Here is a 20,876-nt window from a genome sequence, read left to right on the forward strand (position 1 = left end):
GAATCTCTTTCATCAGGTTAGGGGCAGCCCTTTCAGGCGGCGCAAACAGTCAATCCACCAGCCGCCGCTACTTACGGCGAACCAATGCAATACCCGCCCTGGTTAATGCACCGATGACGCCCCACATCACCATCAAGAACAGGCGGCGCGGGCTATCTCGCTTCACCGGTTCCTCCGGTGTGCGCAGATAACAGTAGGTCAGCAATGCAGCATCGAGCATTGGCTCAACGCTTAATGTCGCCAACATTGCGCGGTTTTGGTCATAATCGATGTCATAGCGAGGGCCGCTGGCCTGCAAAGACTCCAATTGCGTCTGCAACATCGGGCGTCCCAGCAGGAAAATTCCGATGGAGGCAATTCTTCGGCAGGGGTATCAGTCTGGCTGCGGCTAATGCCCTGCTGTTGCGCAATCTTCAACGCCATTTTCACGCTATTCAGGTCACGATCGAAAATTGCCTGTGCGACCGCTTCCTGACGCTGGATCTGCGACTGCAAAAAGACCTTACGTGCTGCCCAGGCACCTTTAAGCTCATCGTTAAGATGTTGCGCTGCGCGCTGGCTGGCAAACTCGATATATTGGCGCAGTAGCCGATTGGCTGCGGCAGGGTTGTCTGCCGTCAGGCGCACGATGTCAAAGGTCTTTTTGCCGTCGTCACGCGGGGTAAACTGGATATCGGCAATCAGCTCGTCCAGCAAGGCCGCATCCGCCTTGGCATCACCTTCCTGATACGATTTATAGTAGTCGCTCTGTAGCCAGAAATCGCGCCGAGTGTCATACGCGGCAACCTTCGTCATAGACCTTGGCTGACACCGACAGAGGCTCAGACGGCAGCGACGCAAAGGCCTTGGCATCCAGATTGCGCAAGAACTGCTGCTGCGGATAATAGCCTCCCAGCAACGTAACGCCGGGCCGGTCAGTCATGCCGTGGCGCTCCACTCCTGGCGCGCAAGATAGGAGTACCCGAGCGCCATCAGCGCGAAAGCCAGCGCCACGCCGGCAATCCAGAATTTTCCCCGCCACAACGCACAGCACAGGCCACGAATGTCCAGTTCATTCTCGATACTAGCATGCCCATTACGCACGTTGTCATGGGTTTCGCCAGATTTTCCGTTAGAAGAGTTTTCGTGTTTCATTACTTCCCCAAAGTGATGTGGTTTCAAGTTGAGTGTCGATGATCGTCGCGGTGGCGCGTCCGGCGTTTCATACGTTTCAGAAAGCGCGCCACGCGCCAGGCTCGCTTCAGGCAGTAGTCACAAAGCCCGAAGGCCAGTAAAAACAGTGCCAACATGACCCATTCCGGAATGAAAGAGAAGTATTCTCCCGCCATGCCAATGCCCGCCAACAACACCGCTGCCATCGTGATCAGCACAAAAGCCTGATGCGGCGTAAAACCGGCACGCATCAGTAAGTGATGGATATGTTGACGATCCGGCGCAAAGGGCTCATGCCCCTGCGTAGACGGCGGTACATGATGGCAACCATGTCCATCAGCGGAATGGCGATCAGCCACAGCGCCGTTACCGGGTTAATGGGATGGTATTTACCCCGCGTTGATTGCATCAGAATCCAGATGGCGGTGAACCCTATCATGGTACTGCCTGCATCGCCCATGAACACTTTATAGCAGCGACCAAAGAAACCGAGATTTAACAAGATATACGGCAGCGTGGCCGCGATCATGGCAAAGCACCACAGTGCCAGATTATGGTGGCCGTAACCGTAAAGCAGGATGCCCATCGCGCCAAATGAAACCCCGGAAAGGCCACCCAGCAGGCCGTCGATGCCATCGACCATGTTAAATCGCGTTGATAGCCGCCCACACGGCAAACAGCGTCACCAGATAACCAAAAGGCCCTAGCACCATATCCCACGGGCCAAACAACTCCCCAAGGTTACGCAATGAAAGATGGGCAAAGAACATCATGGCAACAGCGACCAACGCCTGCACCAGCGCACGCACTTTAACACTGATATCAAAGCGATCGTCCAATGCGCCAACAAACACCAAAATACCCGCACACAGCAGGTAAAAGTGGAAATGGGGGATGTAGAAGTCTGTCACCAGAAAGGTAAAGCACAAGCCAGCATAGACGGAAATGCCACCTACCAACGGAATCAATCCCTGGTGACGTTTACGCTGGTTGAGGCGATCGACAAGACCCAGCGGCCCCGCCACGCGATGGGCAAGGAGTAGAAAAGCCAAAGAAAACAGGAAAATCAATAATAACTCTAGACGCATAGCGAGTAAGTTTACCGTTTATGGCTACAAGCCGCCGCAGGCTGTCACAGCGACAGAATCGTTCGCCATAACAGGGCGTTCACCACAACATCATTATGCGGCCGACGTTATCGCACAGGCATGCATAAAGCAGGCACTTGCGGCGGGGTTATGATGACGCCATCAAATCAGTGCGTACCATAACGGAAAGCATGGCGCCGGGACATCCTAGAATACTCTGGAAAAAGGCTACGTAGTGTAAAGGTCGGTAAGTTCCTAAAAAAAACGCCACGACCCGCGTGGCGTTTTCCCCGAGAGCCTGTCTGGCTTATGAACGCTTCATCATGTCGAAGAATTCATCGTTGGTTTTGGTCATCGCCAACTTGTTGATGAGGAACTCCATCGCATCGATCTCGCCCATCGGGTGAATGATCTTGCGCAGAATCCACATCTTTTGCAGTTCTTCAGAAGTGGTGAGTAGCTCTTCTTTACGCGTACCGGAACGGTTGTAGTCGATAGCAGGGAAGACGCGCTTCTCAGCGACTTTACGTGACAGGTGCAGTTCCATGTTGCCTGTACCTTTGAACTCTTCGTAAATCACTTCATCCATCTTGGAACCGGTATCGATAAGCGCCGTTGCGATGATGGTCAGGCTACCGCCCTCTTCCACATTACGCGCAGCACCAAAGAAGCGTTTCGGACGGTGCAGGGCGTTGGCATCCACACCACCCGTCAACACCTTGCCGGAAGCCGGTACCACGGTGTTGTAGGCTCGCGCCAGACGGGTAATGGAGTCCAGCAGGATGATAACGTCTTTTTTGTGCTCGACCAGGCGCTTGGCCTTTTCAATCACCATTTCAGCAACCTGAACGTGGCGTGAGGCGGGTTCGTCAAAGGTAGACGCGACCACTTCCCCTTTCACCAGACGTTGCATCTCGGTCACTTCTTCCGGACGTTCGTCGATAAGCAGCACCATCAGCACGCAGTCAGGGTGATTGTACGCGATGCTCTGCGCAATGTTTTGCAGCAGCGTGGTTTTACCGGCTTTCGGCGGTGCCACAATCAGACCACGTTGACCACGGCCAATCGGAGAAGCCAAATCCAGCACGCGCGCCGTCAAATCTTCCGTAGAACCGTTACCGCGTTCCATGCGCAGACGCGAATTGGCATGCAGCGGAGTGAGGTTTTCGAACAAGATCTTGTTGCGGGCGTTTTCAGGTTTGTCGTAGTTGACTTCGTTGACTTTCAACAAGGCAAAATAACGTTCCCCTTCTTTGGGAGGACGAATCTTGCCTGAAATGGTGTCACCAGTACGAAGGTTAAAACGGCGGATTTGGCTGGGAGAAACGTAGATATCATCGGGACCGGCGAGGTAGGAACTGTCTGCGGAGCGGAGGAAACCAAAACCATCCTGCAAGATTTCCAGCACGCCATCGCCGAAAATATCTTCGCCACTTTTTGCGTGCTGCTTCAAAATGGCGAAAATAATATCCTGCTTGCGCATACGAGCCAGGTTTTCCAGCCCCATGTTTTCGCCAAGAGTAATTAACTCAGAAACTGGCGTATTCTTTAATTCGGTAAGATTCATAGTGGTGGGTTCTTAAACTCGGGGTAAATCTCGAACAATTAGCGTGAATGGGATGGCAAGGGTCATCCATGCCACTATCATAAACTGCCCTCAATCACACCATTCCGTTTGGCTTGATACGTGAACGTGTCACACGTTGACCACGCAAGCCCGATACAAAACGACGGCAAGAGATCGAAGACACCTGAAACCAATTAATGTAATGCTTTTAGATTGCCTGACCACGCTACAGATTCTGATGCCGTGTTTGTGCGATCTGTTGTCACGAACCGGCAGCGTTAAGGTATATACAGTGAGTAATGCTATAGATTCAAACTTTCAGGCTCAAGCCCGCAAAGCTTAAACATAGGCAAGTACGATATGCAGTATTGATGAATCTAGCACGCTTCATGACATGCGGCAAGCGGTCAATACGAGAAATCCTCACTGACCGCTTTGTGCGATGAAGTATGGTTAGTAAATCTGCCGGGCGTTACAGATTGGCGTTCAGAAACTCTTTCAACTGTCCTTTGGACAGCGCGCCCACTTTCGTTGCCGCCACTTCGCCGTTCTTGAACAGCAGCAGGGTCGGGATGCCACGAATGCCGTATTTCGGTGCCGTTGCCGGGTTTTCATCAATATTGAGTTTGGCTACGGTCACGCGGCCTTCGAATTCATCAGCGACTTCATCGAGAATCGGAGCGATCATTTTGCAGGGACCACACCATTCAGCCCAAAAATCAACCAGTGTTGCCCCTTCGGCCTGCAACACGTCCGTTTCAAAACTGTCGTCTGTCAGGTGAATAATTTTATCGCTCATTTTTTACTCCGTAGGATTATCTTTAGCAGGTTGGTGTAGCATTAACCAACAAAGCTTGACTTTATTTCACTGTATACGCTTTCGTAAAGCGATAGTTAGCTGATATTCTACCACACTATGAGCAAAACACACTTGACCGAACAGAAGTTTTCCGACTTCGCGCTGCACCCGCAGGTAATCAAAGTCCTTGGAAAAAAAGGGTTTTATAACTGTACGCCTATTCAGACTCTCGCACTGCCCCTAGCCTTGGCTGGCCGGGACGTCGCGGGTCAGGCACAAACCGGAACTGGCAAGACGCTGGCATTTCTGGTGTCTACTTTCCACTATCTCTTGTCGCACCCTGCTTTGACAGAGCGTCAAACCAACCAGCCGCGCGCGCTGATCATGGCGCCCACCCGCGAGTTGGCCGTGCAAATCCACGCGGATGCGCAGGCGCTGGCGGAAGCGACCGGCTTGAAACTGGGTCTGGCTTACGTCGGAGACGGTTACGACAAGCAGCTCAAAGTGTTGGAACAGGGTGTGGATATCCTGATCGGCACCACGGGCCGCTTAATCGACTACGCCAAGCAGAATCACATTAACCTTGGCGCCATTCAGGTTGTGGTGCTGGATGAAGCCGACAGAATGTACGATCTGGGCTTTATCAAAGATATTCGCTGGCTGTTCCGCCGCATGCCGCCTGTTACGCAGCGCCTGAACATGCTGTTCTCGGCCACGCTGTCTTATCGCGTGCGTGAATTGGCGTTTGAGCAGATGAACAATGCCGAATACGTTGAAATGGAGCCGGAGCAGAAAACCGGTCACCGCATCAAGGAAGAGCTGTTCTATCCGTCAAACGAAGAGAAAATGCGCCTGCTGCAAACGCTGCTGGAAGAAGAGTGGCCGGATCGCTGCATCATTTTCGCCAACACCAAGCACCGTTGCGAGGATATCTGGGGCCATCTGGCTGCGGACGACCATCGCGTTGGTCTGCTGACCGGTGACGTGGCGCAGAAAAAACGCTTACGTATTCTGGATGACTTCACGCAGGGCAACCTGGATATTCTGGTCGCAACCGACGTTGCTGCCCGCGGCCTGCACATCCCAGCGGTAACCCACGTATTCAACTATGATTTGCCGGACGATTGCGAAGACTACGTGCACCGCATCGGCCGTACCGGACGCGCCGGGGCCAGCGGTTTCTCCATCAGCCTGGCTTGTGAAGAGTATGCGCTGAATCTGCCCGCGATTGAGCAGTACACGGGTCATTCGATCCCGGTGAGTAAATACAACAGCGATGCACTGATGACCGATCTGCCTGCGCCGAAGCGGTTACCCCGCACGCGCACCAGCGGTGGCCCGCCACGTCGTAGCGGCGCACCGCGCGGCAACCGTAAAAGAACGAGTTAAGCGTCCATGCTAACGGCTTCCTCGCTATATGCGGCAATCGATCTGGGCTCTAACAGCTTCCATATGCTGGTTGTGCGAGAGAGCGCCGGCAGCATTCAGACACTGGCGCGCATTAAGCGCAAGGTCCGTTTGGCGGCAGGGCTGGATCGTGATAATCGCTTATCACAGGAAGCTATGCAGCGCGGCTGGCAGTGCTTACGCCTGTTTTCTGAACGTTTGCAGGATATCCCTCAGGCGCAAACCCGCGTTGTGGCCACGGCGACCTTGCGACTCGCCACCAACGCCGATGAATTTCTGGCTCAGGCGCAGCAGATTCTGGGCTTGCCGATTCAGATTATCAGCGGTGAAGAGGAAGCACGCCTGATTTATCAGGGTGTGGCGCATACCACCGGCGGGCCAGAAAAACGCCTGGTGGTGGATATCGGCGGCGGCGGCACCGAACTGGCGACCGGGACGGCAGCCCACGCAACGCGGCTACTCAGCCTGCCTATGGGATGCGTAACTTGGTTGGAGCGTTATTTCAGCTATCGCACCCTTACGGCAGAGAATTTTTCTCGCGCTGAACAAGCTGCGCGCGACATGATACGCCCCGTGGCCGCCCAACTGCGTGAGCAAGGCTGGCAGGTGTGCGTTGGGGCATCCGATACGGTGCAGGCGCTACAAGAGATTATGGTGGCCGCAGGCATGGACGAGCACATCACGCTCGACAAGCTGATTGCCCTGAAACAGCACGCCATTGCATGTCACAAGCTGGAAGAGCTGGAAATTGACGGCCTGACACTGGAGCGAGCGCTGGTATTCCCCAGCGGGCTTTCCATTCTGCTGGCCATTTTCCAGGAACTCGACATTCAGAGCATGACGCTGGCCGGTGGTGCACTGCGTGAAGGATTGGTGTATGGGATGCTGCACTTGCCCGTTGAGCAAGATATTCGCCAGCGTACGCTGATCAATCTGTAACACCGCTACTTGCTAGACGGAGAACAAGGCCATCGCGTCAGCGCGCTGACCGACAATTTTTTGCATCAACTCACGCAGGCATAGCCGCTAGATCACCGATGTCGCGACCTGCTTCACAGCGCCGGTTTTCTGCATGAAATCGGTCTGGCCGTCGATTTCCGCAATGCTCCGCAACACGCCGCCTATCTGATCCGCAATAGCGATCTTCCCGGTTTCACCCCAGCATAGAAAAAACTTTTGGCCATTCTGCTGTTAAATCAAAGTGGTGCGATCGACCTTCAGTCATTGAATCAGCAAAACGCCATGCCGGTGCTGCCTGCGCAGCGCTTGTGCCGCCTGTTGCGTCTGGCGATTATTTTCGCCAGCCGCCGCCGCGATGACACCTTGCCGGAGATTGTTTTGCGAGCAGAAGGAGACACCCTGCATGTCCAGTTACCCGCGGGTTGGTTGGCGGCACATCCCCTGCGCGCCGAAGCGTTGGAGCAAGAGAGCCGTTGGCAAGGTTATGCTCACTGGCCGCTGGTGATTGAGGAAACGGCGAGCTAACCACTTCACTATTGGTTTTTTACTGTTGCCCGCGTTTTACTGCTGTCTACTCTTTATTTATTGCCGCGCGCCTGCGCCAGCTGTGCGCGCAGGTTCGCCAGATGGTTTTGTCCCTTTTGCATCCGCTCTTGCGCACTGACCACTTTGCGCGCCGTCTCCCATTGCAGATCGTCCTGCGGCAGTTCCAGCAAGAAACGGCTGGGCTCGGGCCGCATCAGTTCCCCATACTGACGACGTTCCTTACACAGCGTAAAGACCAGCTCACGCTGTGCGCGCGTGATGCCAACATACGTCAGGCGGCGCTCCTCATCCACATTGTCTTCGTCAATGCTGCTCTGATGCGGCAGTAACCCCTCTTCCATGCCCACCAGATACACATAAGGGAATTCCAACCCTTTGGAGGCGTGAAGTGTCATCAGTTGCACCTGATCCAGCTCTTCTTCGCTTTCGCCGCGTTCCATCATGTCTCGCAGAGTAAACCGCGTCACTACCTGCGTCAGAGTCATCGGCTCATCAAGATCTGAGCCCGCCAGCATTTCCGTCATCCAGCTAAACAGCTGATTGACGTTTTTCATGCGCATTTCCGCCGCTTTCGGACTGGTGGAGGTTTCATATAGCCAGCTTTCATAATCCAGCCCGTGGATCAGATCGCGCACTGCCGCTACGGGCTCCCGCTCCGCCTGCTGAGCAATTTCCCCCATCCAGTGGGTGAAACGTTGCAGCGAAGCCAGCCCACTCCCAGACAAGTGCTCCTCCAACCCCAAGTCAAAACTGGCAGTAAACAGGCTTTTGTTACGCACATTAGCCCACTCCCCCAGTTTCTGTAGCGTAGCGGGGCCGATTTCTCGCTTAGGCGTGTTCACGATACGCAGAAATGCGCTGTCGTCATCCGCATTGGTCAGGACACGCAGATACGCCAACAGATCCTTGATTTCCGGGCGGGAAAAGAAAGATGTGCCACCCGAGATGCAATAGGGAATGCGGTTTTGCATCAGCATCTTTTCAAATAGCCACGACTGGTGGTTGCCGCGATAGAGGATCGCATAGTCACTGTACTGCGTCTTGTTGATAAAGTGATGGGCGATCAGTTCCCCCACCACCCGTTCCGCCTCGTGGTCTTCGTTATTGGCGGTAATTACCTTCAGTTCACTACCGTAACCCAATTCTGAAAACAGCCTTTTTTCAAAGACGTGCGGGTTATTGGCGATCAGAATATTGGCGGCCTTGAGAATACGGCCCGAGGAACGGTAATTTTGTTCCAGCTTGATCACCTCAAGCTGGGGGAAATCTTGCGAGAGCAGCACCAGATTTTGCGGGCGGGCACCGCGCCAAGAGTAGATAGATTGGTCGTCATCCCCGACCACGGTAAAACGCGCGCGCGCGCCTACCAACAGTTTGATCAGCTCATACTGACTGGTGTTGGTGTCCTGATATTCATCCACCAGCAGATAGCGCAAGCGGTTTTGCCAACGCTCTCGCACCTCTTCATTGCGTTTGAACAGCAGCGTCGGCAACAGGGTAAGATCGTCAAAATCCAGCACGTTACAGGCGTGCAGATGATCGTGATACAGGCCATAGCAGTGCGCAAACAGCTTATCGCGTTCCGACTGCACCGATGCCACCGCCTGTGACGGGTTCATCAGATCGTTTTTCCAGTTGGAAATGGTTGAGGTAAGTTGCTGTAGCTGGGTTTTGTCCCCTTCCAGCCAGGTTTCCGTCAGTTCATTAAGCAGTGCGGCCTGATCCTGATCGTCAAACAGCGAGAAGTTCGCCTTCATGCCCAGCGCTGCGTATTCCCGTTTGATGATCTCCAGACCCAGCGTGTGGAAAGTCGCGATCAGCAGCCCACGCGTCTCCTTTCGCCCCAGGGTTTGCGCCACACGCTCTTTCATTTCGCGCGCCGCCTTGTTGGTAAAAGTCACAGCCGCGATATGACGCGCCTGATAGCCGCACTGGCGAATCAGGTGAGCAATCTTGTTGGCGATCACGCGCGTTTTACCCGACCCCGCACCAGCCAGCACCAGACAAGGGCCGGTAACAAATTCGACAACATGTTGTTGACTGGGATTCAGGCGCATGGCGTTCAACTCACAATAAAAACGGAAGCCGATTGTAGCAGAAAGCCAGGAAGATCTTGATGACGGGATTTCCCCTTTCCCGATTCACTTCGTGCGCGCATCGTGCTACATTGCCAGCCATCGGCAGCGGCGTGAGTGAGGCCAGCTAAATTCACGCTAATTACTCATATCAAAGGTATTCCCATGGCGAAAACAGCATCTGCACTGCATATTCTGGTCGATACAGAACAACAGGCGAATGATTTACTGGACCAACTAGCGCAAGGGGCAGACTTTCAGCAGTTAGCCAAAAAACACTCCACCTGCCCGTCTAAACGGGATGGGGGAAATTTGGGCGAATTTCGTCAGGGCGAGATGGTGCCAGCCTTCGACAAGGCGGTTTTTTCCTGCGAGTTACTCAAACCTTTCGGTCCGGTAAAAACCCAGTTTGGTTACCATATCATCAAGGTACTGTACCGCAACTGAGTGTTTTGCATTGCTGCGCCGCGCTCTGCACGACGCATACAGGGTAATTACTCTGTCATCATCAGCAGGCTGGCGTTTCCTCCTGCTGCCGCCGTATTCACGCTGAGCACACGTTCATGCCACAACCGCTCCAGCGGTATGTTGTCACTGCCTGACTCACATCCCAGCAGGGGAACAATAGCCCCCTCCGATTGCGCAAGCTGGTAACTCACCTGACGCAGCATTTCGCTATCGCCGTGACAGATAACAGCATCAATACTCTCACCTTCCTGCTGCCATTCGGGCGTAAAGCGTATGCGGTTTTGCACTTCCTGCGGCAAGCCGCGAGCAAGAGAGCGTAACGCCTCGCTTTCGGGCCACAACGCGCTACAGCCCACGGCCAGCAGCGCGGCCAGTTGTAGCAGAATATCGTCACTCTCCTGGGCCAGACAGAGCACATTATCGCGAGGCGTCAACATATACGTATTGCGCTCTCCGGTCGGGCCGGGCAACGGGCGGATCACCCCACTGACAGCGCCCCAGGCGCGGTAACGCTGTGCTGCCGCTAGCAGCACCGATCGCGCCTGTCGCTGCGCCCAGTCAATCAGCATAGCGAAAGCCGCGCGTTCGGGCGTTGTTGCCAATGAAGCATCCACGCCCAGTGCGTTGCTCGCTGCACTTGATGCACCGGGTAATGCTACCTGCAAGCGAGGCAAATAAAGCGGCCCGCCCGCCTTCGGCCCGGTACCGGACAGCCCTTCACCGCCAAACGGCTGTACGCCCACCACAGCACCCACCATATTGCGGTTAACGTACTGGTTACCCACATGTGCCCGCTGCGTAATACGTGAAATGGTCTCGTCAATGCGTGAGTGGACACCCAACGTTAGCCCATATCCCAAGGCGTTGATCTGCTCAATCAAGGTATCCAGCTCTTCACGGGCGTAGCGCACCACGTGCAGCACTGGACCGAAGACCTCTCGCTGCAAGAGGGTAACGTTATCCAGTTCAATCAGGGTCGGCAGAACAAAGGTGCCTTGTCGCCATGCAGTCACGTATGCCTGTACACCATAAGCCGCTTGAAAGACCGGATGACCGTTAGCCCGCATCATGTGAACATGCTGCTCAATCTGCTCGCGAGCATCATCATCAATCAGCGGGCCGCAGTCCGTCACCAACCGATCGGGATTGCCCACGCGGTACTGTGCCATCGCCCCGCGTAGCATGCTCAACGTGGCATCTGCGATTTCATTCTGAAGGCAAAGCAGACGTAGTGCCGAACAACGCTGCCCTGCACTGTCAAAAGCGGAAGCCATAACATCGCTAACCACCTGCTCCGTCAGGGCTGAGGAGTCGACAATCATGGCATTCATACCGCCGGTTTCGGCGATCAGCACCGCAGGCCGACCATGGGCATCCAGCCTGCCTGCCAGAGTGCGCTGCAAGCGTTTGGCAACCGCCGTGGAGCCGGTAAACAGCACGCCGTTGACGCGCGCATCCTCCACCAGCGCCGCGCCGACGCTTTCGCCTGTGCCGGGCAGCAGTTGCAACACATCAGGCGCAATGCCAGCCTGATGCAACAGTTGCACCGCCAGCGCGGCAACCAGCGGCGTCTGCTCCGCCGGTTTTGCCAGTACCGCATTACCCGCCGCCAGCGCGGCAGCAACCTGGCCAGTAAAAATGGCAAGCGGGAAGTTCCACGGACTAATACAAACCACCACGCCTAACGGGCAAGCATGTTCCGATATCACGGCGACAGACTGCTGCGCGTAATAACGCAAAAAATCCACCGCTTCACGTATTTCAGCGATGGCGTTCGGCACGGTTTTTCCCGCCTCTCGCACCAACAGTCCAATAAACTGTGGATACGCCTCCTCCAGCAGGCTGGCAGCACGTTGCAGGCAGGCCGCGCGCTCGGGTAGCAATGTTGCGGTGAACCGCTCCGCCGCTTGCACCGCGCGGCCCAACGCAATGCGAACATCCTCCTCACTGGCATCGCGCACGTAGCCAACAACATCCTGTTGCTGGGCTGGATTGGTCACTGGCCGAGCCGCCTTTGGCGATGGCACATCAACCATGATGGGTGCCGTATGCCATACCCGAGCGGCATCGGCACGTAATGCCGAAGCGAGTATTTCCAGGCCACGTTCATCGGTCAGGTCAACGCCTTGCGCGTTGCAGCGCTCAGTGCCATAGAGCTCTGCGGGTAAAGGAATCCGCGGATGCGGGCAGCCGGGAGCGCCCTCTTTGTAAGCCAGCGCCTGCACTTCACCTATCGGGCTGGCAATCAGTTGTTCCAGTGGAACGTCTGCATCGGCAATACGATTGACAAACGAGGTGTTAGCACCGTTTTCCAATAAACGCCGCACCAGATAAGCCAGCAAGGTTTCATGGGTGCCAACCGGGGCATAGATCCGGCAGGGGCGCGCCAGCTTACCTTCGTCTTCAGGACCGACGACCTGCGTATAAAGCGCTTCGCCCATGCCGTGCAGACATTGAAATTCATATTGGCCAGGGTAATAGTTTTCTCCGGCCAGCGTATACACGGCGCTCAGGGTATGGGCATTGTGTGTAGCAAACTGCGGATAAATGGCATCCGGTGCCGCCAGCAGCTGGCGTGCACAAGCCAGATAGGAGACGTCGGTATAGACTTTGCGGGTATAGACGGGGTAGTCCTCCAAACCGTCCATCTGCGTGCGTTTGATTTCGCTGTCCCAGTAGGCCCCCTTCACCAGTCGCACCATCAGGCGTCGCTGGGTACGCTGTGCCAGATCGATCAGGAAATTAATCACAAACGGGCAGCGTTTCTGGTAGGCCTGCACCACAAAACCAATCCCTTTCCAACCCGCCAGCGAGGGCTCATTGCACAACCGCTCCAGCAAATCGAGGGAAATTTCCAGCCGCTCAGCCTCTTCCGCATCAATATTGATGCCAATGTCATACTGCATCGCCTGTAGCGTCAGCGCCAGCAAGCGGGGATAAAGCTCCTCCATGACACGATCGTACTGCGCGCGGCTGTAACGCGGGTGCAGCGCCGACAGCTTGATGGAGATCCCCGGCCCCTCATACACTCCACGCCCGGCGGACGCTTTGCCGATAGCGTGAATCGCCTGTTGGTAAGCTTTGAGGTAAGCCTCCGCATCCTGCGCGGTTAATGCCGCTTCGCCCAGCATGTCATAGGAGTAGCGAAACCCTTGCTGCTCAAGGTGCTGTGCGTTGGATAACGCCTCATCAATGGTTTCGCCGGTCACGAACTGCTCACCCATCAGGCGCATAACGCGGTCCATCCCCAGTCGAATAACCGGTTCGCCTCCTTTGTTAATCAGCTGCTTCAGGGTATGCGCCAAACGCGTTTCGCTGTGCGTCGCAACCAGTTTTCCGGTCAGCAACAGCCCCCAGGTCGCCGCATTGACGAATAGCGATCGCCCTTTCCCCAGATGGGAATGCCAGTCTCCACTGCTGATTTTATCGCGAATCATCGCATCGCGCGTTGAAGCATCGGGAATGCGCAGCAACGCTTCTGCCAGACACATCAACGCAATGCCCTCTGAAGAGGAAAGGGAAAAGGCCTGTAATAAACTTTGCACCCGTCCCGCACGCCCGTGGGTTTGCTGTTCAAGGCGCAGCGTTTGTGCCAGTCGATAGGCCAGTTTCTGCACCGCCGGAGCCATCGGAGCCATGGGTTCCACCCGTTCGAGCAGCAGCGGCACCATTTCACGCTCGGAACGACGGTATGCCGCCGTGATAGCATCACGCAGCGGCGAACGGGGCAACAGCGTGTCGGTGAATTCTAAAAACGGTTGATAGCTTCCTTCCTGACGAGATTGCGGCATAATCTCCGGCGCGCGATTGAATACCACACCATGAGCTGGCGTGATGTCAGGTGCCTTGCCGTCTCTTTCAACGGCGTCGAGGTAACAAAAAATGGCGTGCTCAATCAACCAATGCGATGTGCGATCAAGGCGCAGCGCCGTACGTTTGATACGATCGCGGGTCGCGTCGTCGAGTTTTACCGCTATAGTGGAGAATCCCATCGTTTCACTCCAGTGAAGCCAAGATAATCATCGATAGTGAGGGATCGGATAACGTTGATTTGTTGAAGGTATGCCTTCGAAGCTTAGCCGCCGTTATCGGATTATGCAACCTGGTTTTTGCGAGTTGCCATAAGATGCAATGCAGTTAACAAGTGTATAACATTGGCGCGACGGAAAAATATAACAAATCGTTAACGCATTGCATTATAAGAAAAAACAGTCTGCACGACGGATGCGCTATCGTGCAGACTGCGCTTTGCCTGACGTCGTTCCCGTCAGGTTAAACCAACAATATGATTTGCCTTTATGCCCTAGCATGATGGGGATAGACAGGGCGCTTTAACTTGGAGATTCTAATGACAATGAGTACACCCATGCTGGTGACCTTTCTGGTGTATATCTTCGGAATGGTCTTGATCGGCCTGGCCGCCTATCGCTCAACCACCACCCTGGGCGACTATATCCTGGGTGGACGCCGAATGGGCAGCGTGGTCACGGCACTTTCAGCGGGGGCCTCTGACATGAGCGGCTGGCTGCTGATGGGACTGCCGGGCGCGATATATATTTCCGGCATTTCCGAAAGCTGGATCGCTATTGGCCTGACTATCGGCGCTTATCTCAACTGGCGCTGGGTTGCAGGTCGTCTGCGCGTTCACACTGAAGTGAACCACAATGCGCTCACCCTGCCAGACTATTTCACACACCGTTTCGAAGACACCAGAAAAATCCTGAGAGTCATTGCAGCTCTGATTATTCTGGTGTTTTTTACCATTTACTGCGCTTCAGGCATCGTTGCCGGTGCCCGTCTGTTCGAAAGCACCTTTGGCATGAGCTACGCCACATCGCTGTGGGCCGGTGCGGCAGCCACCATCGCCTACACCTTTATTGGCGGCTATCTGGCGGTCAGTTGGACGGATACCGTACAGGCCACACTGATGATCTTCGCGCTGATTCTGACGCCGGTGATGGTGATTCTGTCACTGGATGGGATCGATGCATCTCTGCTGGTTATCGCGGCGAAAAATCCGGCTAATCTGGATATGTTCAGGGGGCTGGATATCGTCGCCATCATCTCTCTGATGAGCTGGGGACTGGGCTACTTTGGCCAACCGCACATTCTGGCGCGTTTCATGGCGGCAGATTCTCACCACGCCATTCGTAGCGCTCGCCGCATCAGCATGACCTGGATGATCCTGTGTCTCGCCGGCGCCGTGAGCGTGGGCTTCTTCGGCATCGCCTACTTCAGCAATCACCCGGAACAAGCGGGCAACGTCACAAACAATGCCGAGCGCGTGTTTATCGAGCTTTCCATGCTGCTGTTTAACCCGTGGATCGCAGGCGTATTGCTTTCCGCCATTCTGGCGGCGGTGATGAGCACCCTGAGCTGCCAGCTGCTGGTCTGTTCCAGTGCCATCACCGAAGACCTTTATCGCCCCTTCTTCCGCCCGAGCGCGTCACAGCGTGAGTTGGTATGGGTAGGGCGCATTATGGTGCTGCTGATCGCCGTCATTTCAATTATATTGGCTGCGAACCCGGAAAACCGTGTGTTAGGACTAGTCAGCTACGCCTGGACCGGTTTTGGTGCAGCGTTTGGTCCGGTGATCCTGATATCCCTGCTGTGGCCGCGTATGACGCGCAATGGCGCGCTGGTGGGTATGCTGGTTGGGGCAGCTACGGTGATTATCTGGAAGCAGTACGCCTGGTTTAATCTGTACGAAATCATCCCTGGCTTCCTCTTTGCCAGCCTGGCGATCTTTATCGTTAGTCTGAATGGGCGCGCACCGTCCAGCGCAGTAGTTGAGCGTTTCCACAAAGCGGAAGCGCAGTTCCAGAGCCGCTAAGACACAACACACTCTCAAATGAAAAAGGGCGCAACCACCGGTTGCGCCCTTTTGTTTTCAGATTTGATACGTTAGCTTTTAGCCTGCAACCGCGATGCGTTTCATGTCAGTCATGTAGCCACGCAGTTTCTTGCCCACTGCTTCGATCGGGTGGTTGCGAATCGCTTCATTCACATCACGCAGTTGCGCGTTATCGACGCTGCTGGTTGCCACCGGTTTACCGATATCACCCGCTTGCAGTGAGGCCATGAATTTCTCTTTCAGCAACGGCACTGCTGCATTGGCGAACAGGTAGTTACCGTATTCTGCAGTATCAGAGATAACCACGTTCATTTCATACAGACGCTTACGCGCAATGGTGTTAGCAATCAGCGGCAGTTCGTGCAGCGATTCGTAGTAAGCAGATTCTTCGATGATCCCAGCGCTTACCATGGTTTCGAACGCCAGTTCCACACCCGCTTTAACCATCGCGATCATCAGTACGCCGTGGTCAAAATACTCTTGCTCAGCGATTTTACCGTCGAACTGCGGCGCATTTTCAAACGCGGTTTTACCGGTTTCTTCACGCCAGGTCAGCAGTTTAATGTCGTCGTTGGCCCAGTCTTTCATCATACCGCCGGAGAAGGCACCGGAGATGATGTCATCCATGTGTTTCTGGAACAGCGGTGCCATGATGGCTTTCAACTGCTCAGACAGCGCGTAAGCACGCAGTTTCGCCGGGTTAGACAGGCGATCCATCATCAGCGTGATACCGCCTTGCTTCAGCGCCTCGGTGATGGTTTCCCAGCCGAACTGAATCAGTTTTTCCGCATAGGCCGGATCGGTACCCTCGGCAACCAGTTTGTCAAAGCTCAGCAAAGAACCGGCTTGCAACATACCACACAGAATGGTCTGCTCGCCCATCAGGTCAGATTTCACTTCTGCAACGAAAGAGGATTGCAGTACGCCCGCACGGTGACCACCGGTAGCGGCTGCCCAGGCTTTGGCGATCGCCATGCCTTCGCCTTTCGGATCGTTTTCCGGGTGAACCGCGATCAGGGTCGGAACGCCAAAGCCGCGTTTGTACTCTTCGCGCACTTCGGTGCCCGGACATTTCGGTGCAACCATCACCACGGTGATGTCTTTACGGATCTGATCACCCACTTCAACGATGTTAAAGCCGTGAGAATAACCCAGCGATGCACCCTGTTTCATCAGCGGCTGAACGGCCTGTACCACCGCAGAGTGCTGTTTGTCCGGCGTCAGGTTAACCACCAGATCTGCCTGCGGGATCAGCTCTTCATACGTGCCCACTTTGAAGCCGTTTTCCGTCGCTTTACGCCATGAAGCACGTTTTTCCGCGATAGCTTCTGCACGCAGCGCATAGGCGATATACAGCCCGGAATCACGCATATTCAACCCCTGGTTCAGCCCTTGCGCGCCGCAACCGACGATCACCACTTTTTTACCTTTCAGGTAGTTAGCTTCGTCTGCGAATTCTTCACGCCCCATGAAGCGACATACACCCAATTGCGCCAACTGCTGACGCAGGTTCAAGGTGTTGAAATAGTTAGCCATGCACAACTCCGTTTAATCTGTTAATTGCGAGTGTTCAGAAGAGGTTTCCTGTCATGGAAGCCTGAATGCTCTCATGATATGACAGGAAAAATATTGCTTAAATTGATATATTAACAATATGACATTGCAATAACTGCAAGACGAAAATGAGGCCGCGCGCACATGGATTTACGAGATTTAAAACTGTTTCTGCACCTGTGCGACAGCCGCCATTTCGGACGCACCGCCAAAGCCATGCACCTGAGTCCCTCAACGTTATCGCGCCAGATCCAACGGCTGGAAGAGGATGTCGGGCAAACCCTGTTTTTACGTGATAACCGCACCGTGCAGCTCACCGATGCCGGTGAGCAACTAAAGCAGTTTGCTCAGCAAACGCTGCTGCACTACGAGCAGTTGCGCCACGCGATTGGACAACGCGGGCCGTCATTGAGCGGCGAGCTGCGCATTTTCTGTTCTGTGACCGCAGCCTACAGCCATTTACCACCGATCCTCGATCGTTTTCGCGCTCAACATCCGTTAGTCGAAATCAAGCTGACTACCGGCGATGCCGCAGATGCGGTGGAAAAAGTGCAGTCCAATGAGGCCGATCTCGGCATTGCAGGCCACCCGGAGACCTTGCCCACCACCATTGATTTTATGCCTATCGGCAAGATCCCGCTGGTGCTGATTGCCCCGGCGCTGGCATCACCGGTGCAGGCGATGGTACGGCAACCCAATCCAGATTGGGCGCAGATTCCGTTTATTTTGCCTGAGCACGGCCCAGTGCGAAAACGTATCGATGTCTGGTTCCGTCGTCATCACATCACCAACCCGCTGATTTACGCTACCGTATCCGGGCATGAGGCAATGGTTTCTATGGTAGCACTCGGCTGCGGCATCTCTCTGATCCCGGACGTAGTGCTGGAAAACAGCCCGGAGCCGGTGCGCAACCGCGTCTCTGTACTGCTGGAGCAAGCCATGGAGCCGTTTGAGCTCGGCGTATGCGTGCAAAAAAAGCGACTCAATGAACCACTGATTGCCGCGTTCTGGCATATCTTGCAGGACAACGTTTGAAGGTTTACCAACGGTAGCTGAGGGTGGCGATAATTGTGCGCCCAACGCCGTAGAAACAGGCTTCGTTATTGCTGCAAGAGGCCACATAGTGTTCATTGGTCAGGTTGCTGACATTGAGTTGTACCACCGCACCTTTCAGCAGTGGCGATTGAGCGCCCAGAGGATAACTCGCCATCGCGTCATACAGGATGTAATGCGGCACGTTGAAGCTCTCCTTGTTATCGCCATAGCTGCTGCCGGTATAACGCACGCCGGTTCCCCGCGTCAGCCCGGCCAAGGGACCGTTGTGAAAGTGATAGCTGCCCCAGGCAGAGGCCATATGGCGTGGGGTCGCCGCTGGCCTGTTCCCTGCCGGTGTGCTCACGTTGCCACTCTCTTTCGTTTCCGCCTCGGTGTAACTGTAAGCCGACATCAGGCTCAGCGCCGGCGTTATTTGGGTGTGTAGTTCCGCTTCGGCGCCACGTGACTTGACTTTGCCGATTTGCTCGTTGAACTTGAGTTTGCTGTTCCACGAGGTGATATTTTTCTGCGTAATATCAAACAGCGACAGGGTTAACAGTGTCTCGCTCCCCGCAGGCTGAAACTTCATCCCCACTTCGAGTTGCTCGCCGGTTGTGGGTTTAAAGGATGCCGAGCCCGGAATGCCGCTGTCCAGATTGGGCTCAAATGAGGTGCTGTAACTGAGATAGGGCGAGACGCCATTATCAAATGCATACAGCAGCGCCGCACGACCGGTAAAGGCGTCATCGTTGGACTGTCTTTTAGCATTGTTGAGCGTGCGCTCGTAGGTACGTATTTCCGTCCAGTCATGACACCCCGAGAGCAACAGGTTCCACCGTTGCCACACCGCCTGATCCTGTAAATAGAGCCCCACCTGATCGAGCTTTTTAAACGCACTGCGAGCGAGGGACAAATCACTGTCATTTTCCAGGTAGGCCCCGCCATAACTGGGATGGGCCCAGTCGAAATTGTACTTATCGCCAGTATTGAACCAGAATCGGGCGTCGCGCTTCTGCCATTTGTAATCCAACCCGGCTAGCAGGGGTATGGTTCACCGCGCGGGTCGCGAAGGTCGCTTTCAATTGGTTGTCGATACCCAGTTCATCAGCATCGGTTTGTTCGCGTTGCTGGCTACGTATTAGCGTGGTATCCGTGGCGCTGCCACCGGTGCTGTAAACCAGGGATTTATATTTATCATGCAGTTGTGAGTAACGCAGATTCTGTTGAACAGAGATCGCAGTGTTAAAGGAGTGCTCAAAAATATAACCGAACGCCACCTGCTCGCGTTTTGATTGATGGTAATTCGGATCGCTGACATTCAGATCGTAAGGAATATAACCCGCGTTGGTAGCAAACACGGTGCCGTAGGCGGGTAAAAAATTACGGAAACCCACTTCGGGGTCGTTTTGGTAGCTGGTCAACACGGTCAGGCTGGTGTCTGCATTGGGCAACCAGGTCAGCGCAGGGCAATCTCCATACGTTGTTGCCGGGCATCTTTAACAAATTGCTGCCGGGTACTGGCTATACCGTTCAAGCGATATAACAGCGAACTGTCATCGTTCAGCACTCCGCCGAAATCAAACGCCGCTTCACCCAGGCGTTTATTGCCCGCAGTAAACTGCACATAGCGAATACTTTCTGCGGTGGGGCGTTTGCTGGTCATAACCACCGTGCCACCAGGATTGACCTGACCATACATGACAGAAACCGGGCCACGAATCAGCTCAACGCGTTCTAACAGCCAGGGATCAATCTTCCCAATTCCCGCACCTTGCCCGATTAAACCAAAACTCAGCCCGTCAAGAAATTTGGGGGCATAGTGAAAACCACGCACGATGGTTTCGTCATTGCGGTTGGAGGAACCCCGATAATTTGGAAGCATACCGGCAGAGTAATTAAACGCATCGGAAACGGATGTCACCCGCTGCTGATCCATTTGAGCACGCGTAACGACCGCAATCGACTGTGGCGTCTTTACCAGCGGCGTTTCCGTTTTCGTTCCGGCGGCGCTCTGCTTCGCCACCCTTCCACGTAATGGGGCCGCTGCGCTTTTCACCCCTTCCGCAGTGACCACCATCACGTCGGGATTGCGCGTTACCGTCTCAGTGGCCAGAGCCTGCGGCGCCATTAATAGCGATGAGACAACAGCAAGCACGGTCCCGGAACCGAAAAAAAACCGCTCAACAAAGTCAATTTTCCTTTTATTTTTAGACATTTCTTCGTCCTTCACTGCAATACTATTTTTATAGGCCGTAAAAAAAAGCCAAAATATTCTTGGCCTGATAGTGCAAAAAAATTATTAAAAACGCAAATTAGTAGAAATTGTATATTTACGCTAATTTTTTCTTATTTTGCATTTAGCGTTGCGCGG

Annotated in this window: 9 protein-coding genes and 4 pseudogenes; 5 read left to right on the plus strand and 8 right to left on the minus strand. The window is 54.5% G+C overall.

Annotated elements, in window-relative coordinates; translation table 11 throughout:
• Positions 1-67: 67 nt before the first annotated feature.
• The 4 genes and pseudogenes from wzzE to trxA all read right to left on the minus strand — a co-directional run bounded on the left by wzzE (position 68) and on the right by trxA (position 4,606).
• Positions 68-1,134, minus strand: a pseudogene (gene wzzE, locus ACMZI0_RS01350) (ECA polysaccharide chain length modulation protein).
• Positions 1,135-1,157: 23 nt separating this feature from the next.
• Positions 1,158-2,240 (minus strand): annotated as a pseudogene (gene wecA, locus ACMZI0_RS01355) (UDP-N-acetylglucosamine--undecaprenyl-phosphate N-acetylglucosaminephosphotransferase).
• 307 nt (positions 2,241-2,547) lie between these two features.
• Positions 2,548-3,807, minus strand: coding sequence for a transcription termination factor Rho (gene rho / locus ACMZI0_RS01360; protein ID WP_415671662.1), 1,260 nt, complete (start codon positions 3,805-3,807; stop codon positions 2,548-2,550).
• Between the two features lie 472 nt (positions 3,808-4,279).
• Positions 4,280-4,606 carry a thioredoxin TrxA gene (trxA, locus tag ACMZI0_RS01365; RefSeq protein WP_415671663.1) on the minus strand — a complete coding sequence of 109 codons (327 nt, stop codon included), beginning with the start codon at positions 4,604-4,606 and terminating at the stop codon, positions 4,280-4,282.
• A 117-nt stretch (positions 4,607-4,723) separates the two neighbouring features.
• On the opposite strand from trxA, the gene rhlB reads away from it, so the two are divergent.
• Both rhlB and gppA read left to right on the plus strand, forming a co-directional pair.
• Entirely contained in the window at positions 4,724-5,995 is a 1,272-nt protein-coding gene (gene rhlB, locus ACMZI0_RS01370) for an ATP-dependent RNA helicase RhlB (RefSeq protein ID WP_415671664.1), read from the plus strand.
• Positions 5,996-6,001: 6 nt separating this feature from the next.
• Positions 6,002-7,498, plus strand: a pseudogene (gene gppA, locus ACMZI0_RS01375) (guanosine-5'-triphosphate,3'-diphosphate diphosphatase).
• Positions 7,499-7,551: 53 nt separating this feature from the next.
• On the opposite strand, the gene rep reads toward gppA, so the two are convergent.
• Positions 7,552-9,576: a DNA helicase Rep gene (gene rep, locus ACMZI0_RS01380; protein ID WP_415671665.1), complete on the minus strand. Its 2,025-nt coding sequence runs from the start codon at positions 9,574-9,576 to the stop codon at positions 7,552-7,554.
• 183 nt (positions 9,577-9,759) lie between these two features.
• On the opposite strand from rep, the gene ppiC reads away from it, so the two are divergent.
• The gene (gene ppiC, locus ACMZI0_RS01385; RefSeq protein WP_415671666.1) at positions 9,760-10,041 is read left to right on the plus strand and encodes a peptidylprolyl isomerase PpiC; all 282 of its coding nucleotides are present in this window, start codon (positions 9,760-9,762) and stop codon (positions 10,039-10,041) included.
• A 47-nt stretch (positions 10,042-10,088) separates the two neighbouring features.
• Here ppiC and putA read toward each other — a convergent pair whose 3' ends face one another.
• A complete protein-coding gene (gene putA / locus ACMZI0_RS01390; RefSeq protein ID WP_415671667.1) occupies positions 10,089-14,054 on the minus strand; it encodes a trifunctional transcriptional regulator/proline dehydrogenase/L-glutamate gamma-semialdehyde dehydrogenase in 3,966 nt (1,321 codons plus the stop codon).
• 356 nt (positions 14,055-14,410) lie between these two features.
• Between putA and putP the strand changes: the two genes are divergently transcribed.
• Positions 14,411-15,895: a sodium/proline symporter PutP gene (putP, locus tag ACMZI0_RS01395; protein WP_415671668.1), complete on the plus strand. Its 1,485-nt coding sequence runs from the start codon at positions 14,411-14,413 to the stop codon at positions 15,893-15,895.
• Positions 15,896-15,973: 78 nt separating this feature from the next.
• Here the strand turns inward: putP and ilvC are convergent, their stop codons facing one another.
• On the minus strand, positions 15,974-17,452 hold the full coding sequence (ilvC, locus tag ACMZI0_RS01400) for a ketol-acid reductoisomerase (RefSeq protein WP_415671669.1): 1,479 nt from the start codon (positions 17,450-17,452) through the stop codon (positions 15,974-15,976).
• Between the two features lie 162 nt (positions 17,453-17,614).
• On the opposite strand from ilvC, the gene ilvY reads away from it, so the two are divergent.
• Complete coding sequence (gene ilvY / locus ACMZI0_RS01405; RefSeq protein WP_415671670.1) at positions 17,615-18,505, plus strand: HTH-type transcriptional activator IlvY; 891 nt, start codon at positions 17,615-17,617, stop codon at positions 18,503-18,505.
• 4 nt (positions 18,506-18,509) lie between these two features.
• Here the strand turns inward: ilvY and ACMZI0_RS01410 are convergent.
• Positions 18,510-20,633 (minus strand): annotated as a pseudogene (locus ACMZI0_RS01410) (TonB-dependent siderophore receptor).
• Positions 20,634-20,876: the final 243 nt, after the last annotated feature.

Source organism: Symbiopectobacterium sp. (assembly GCF_047692315.1).
Classification (GTDB): domain Bacteria; phylum Pseudomonadota; class Gammaproteobacteria; order Enterobacterales; family Enterobacteriaceae; genus Symbiopectobacterium.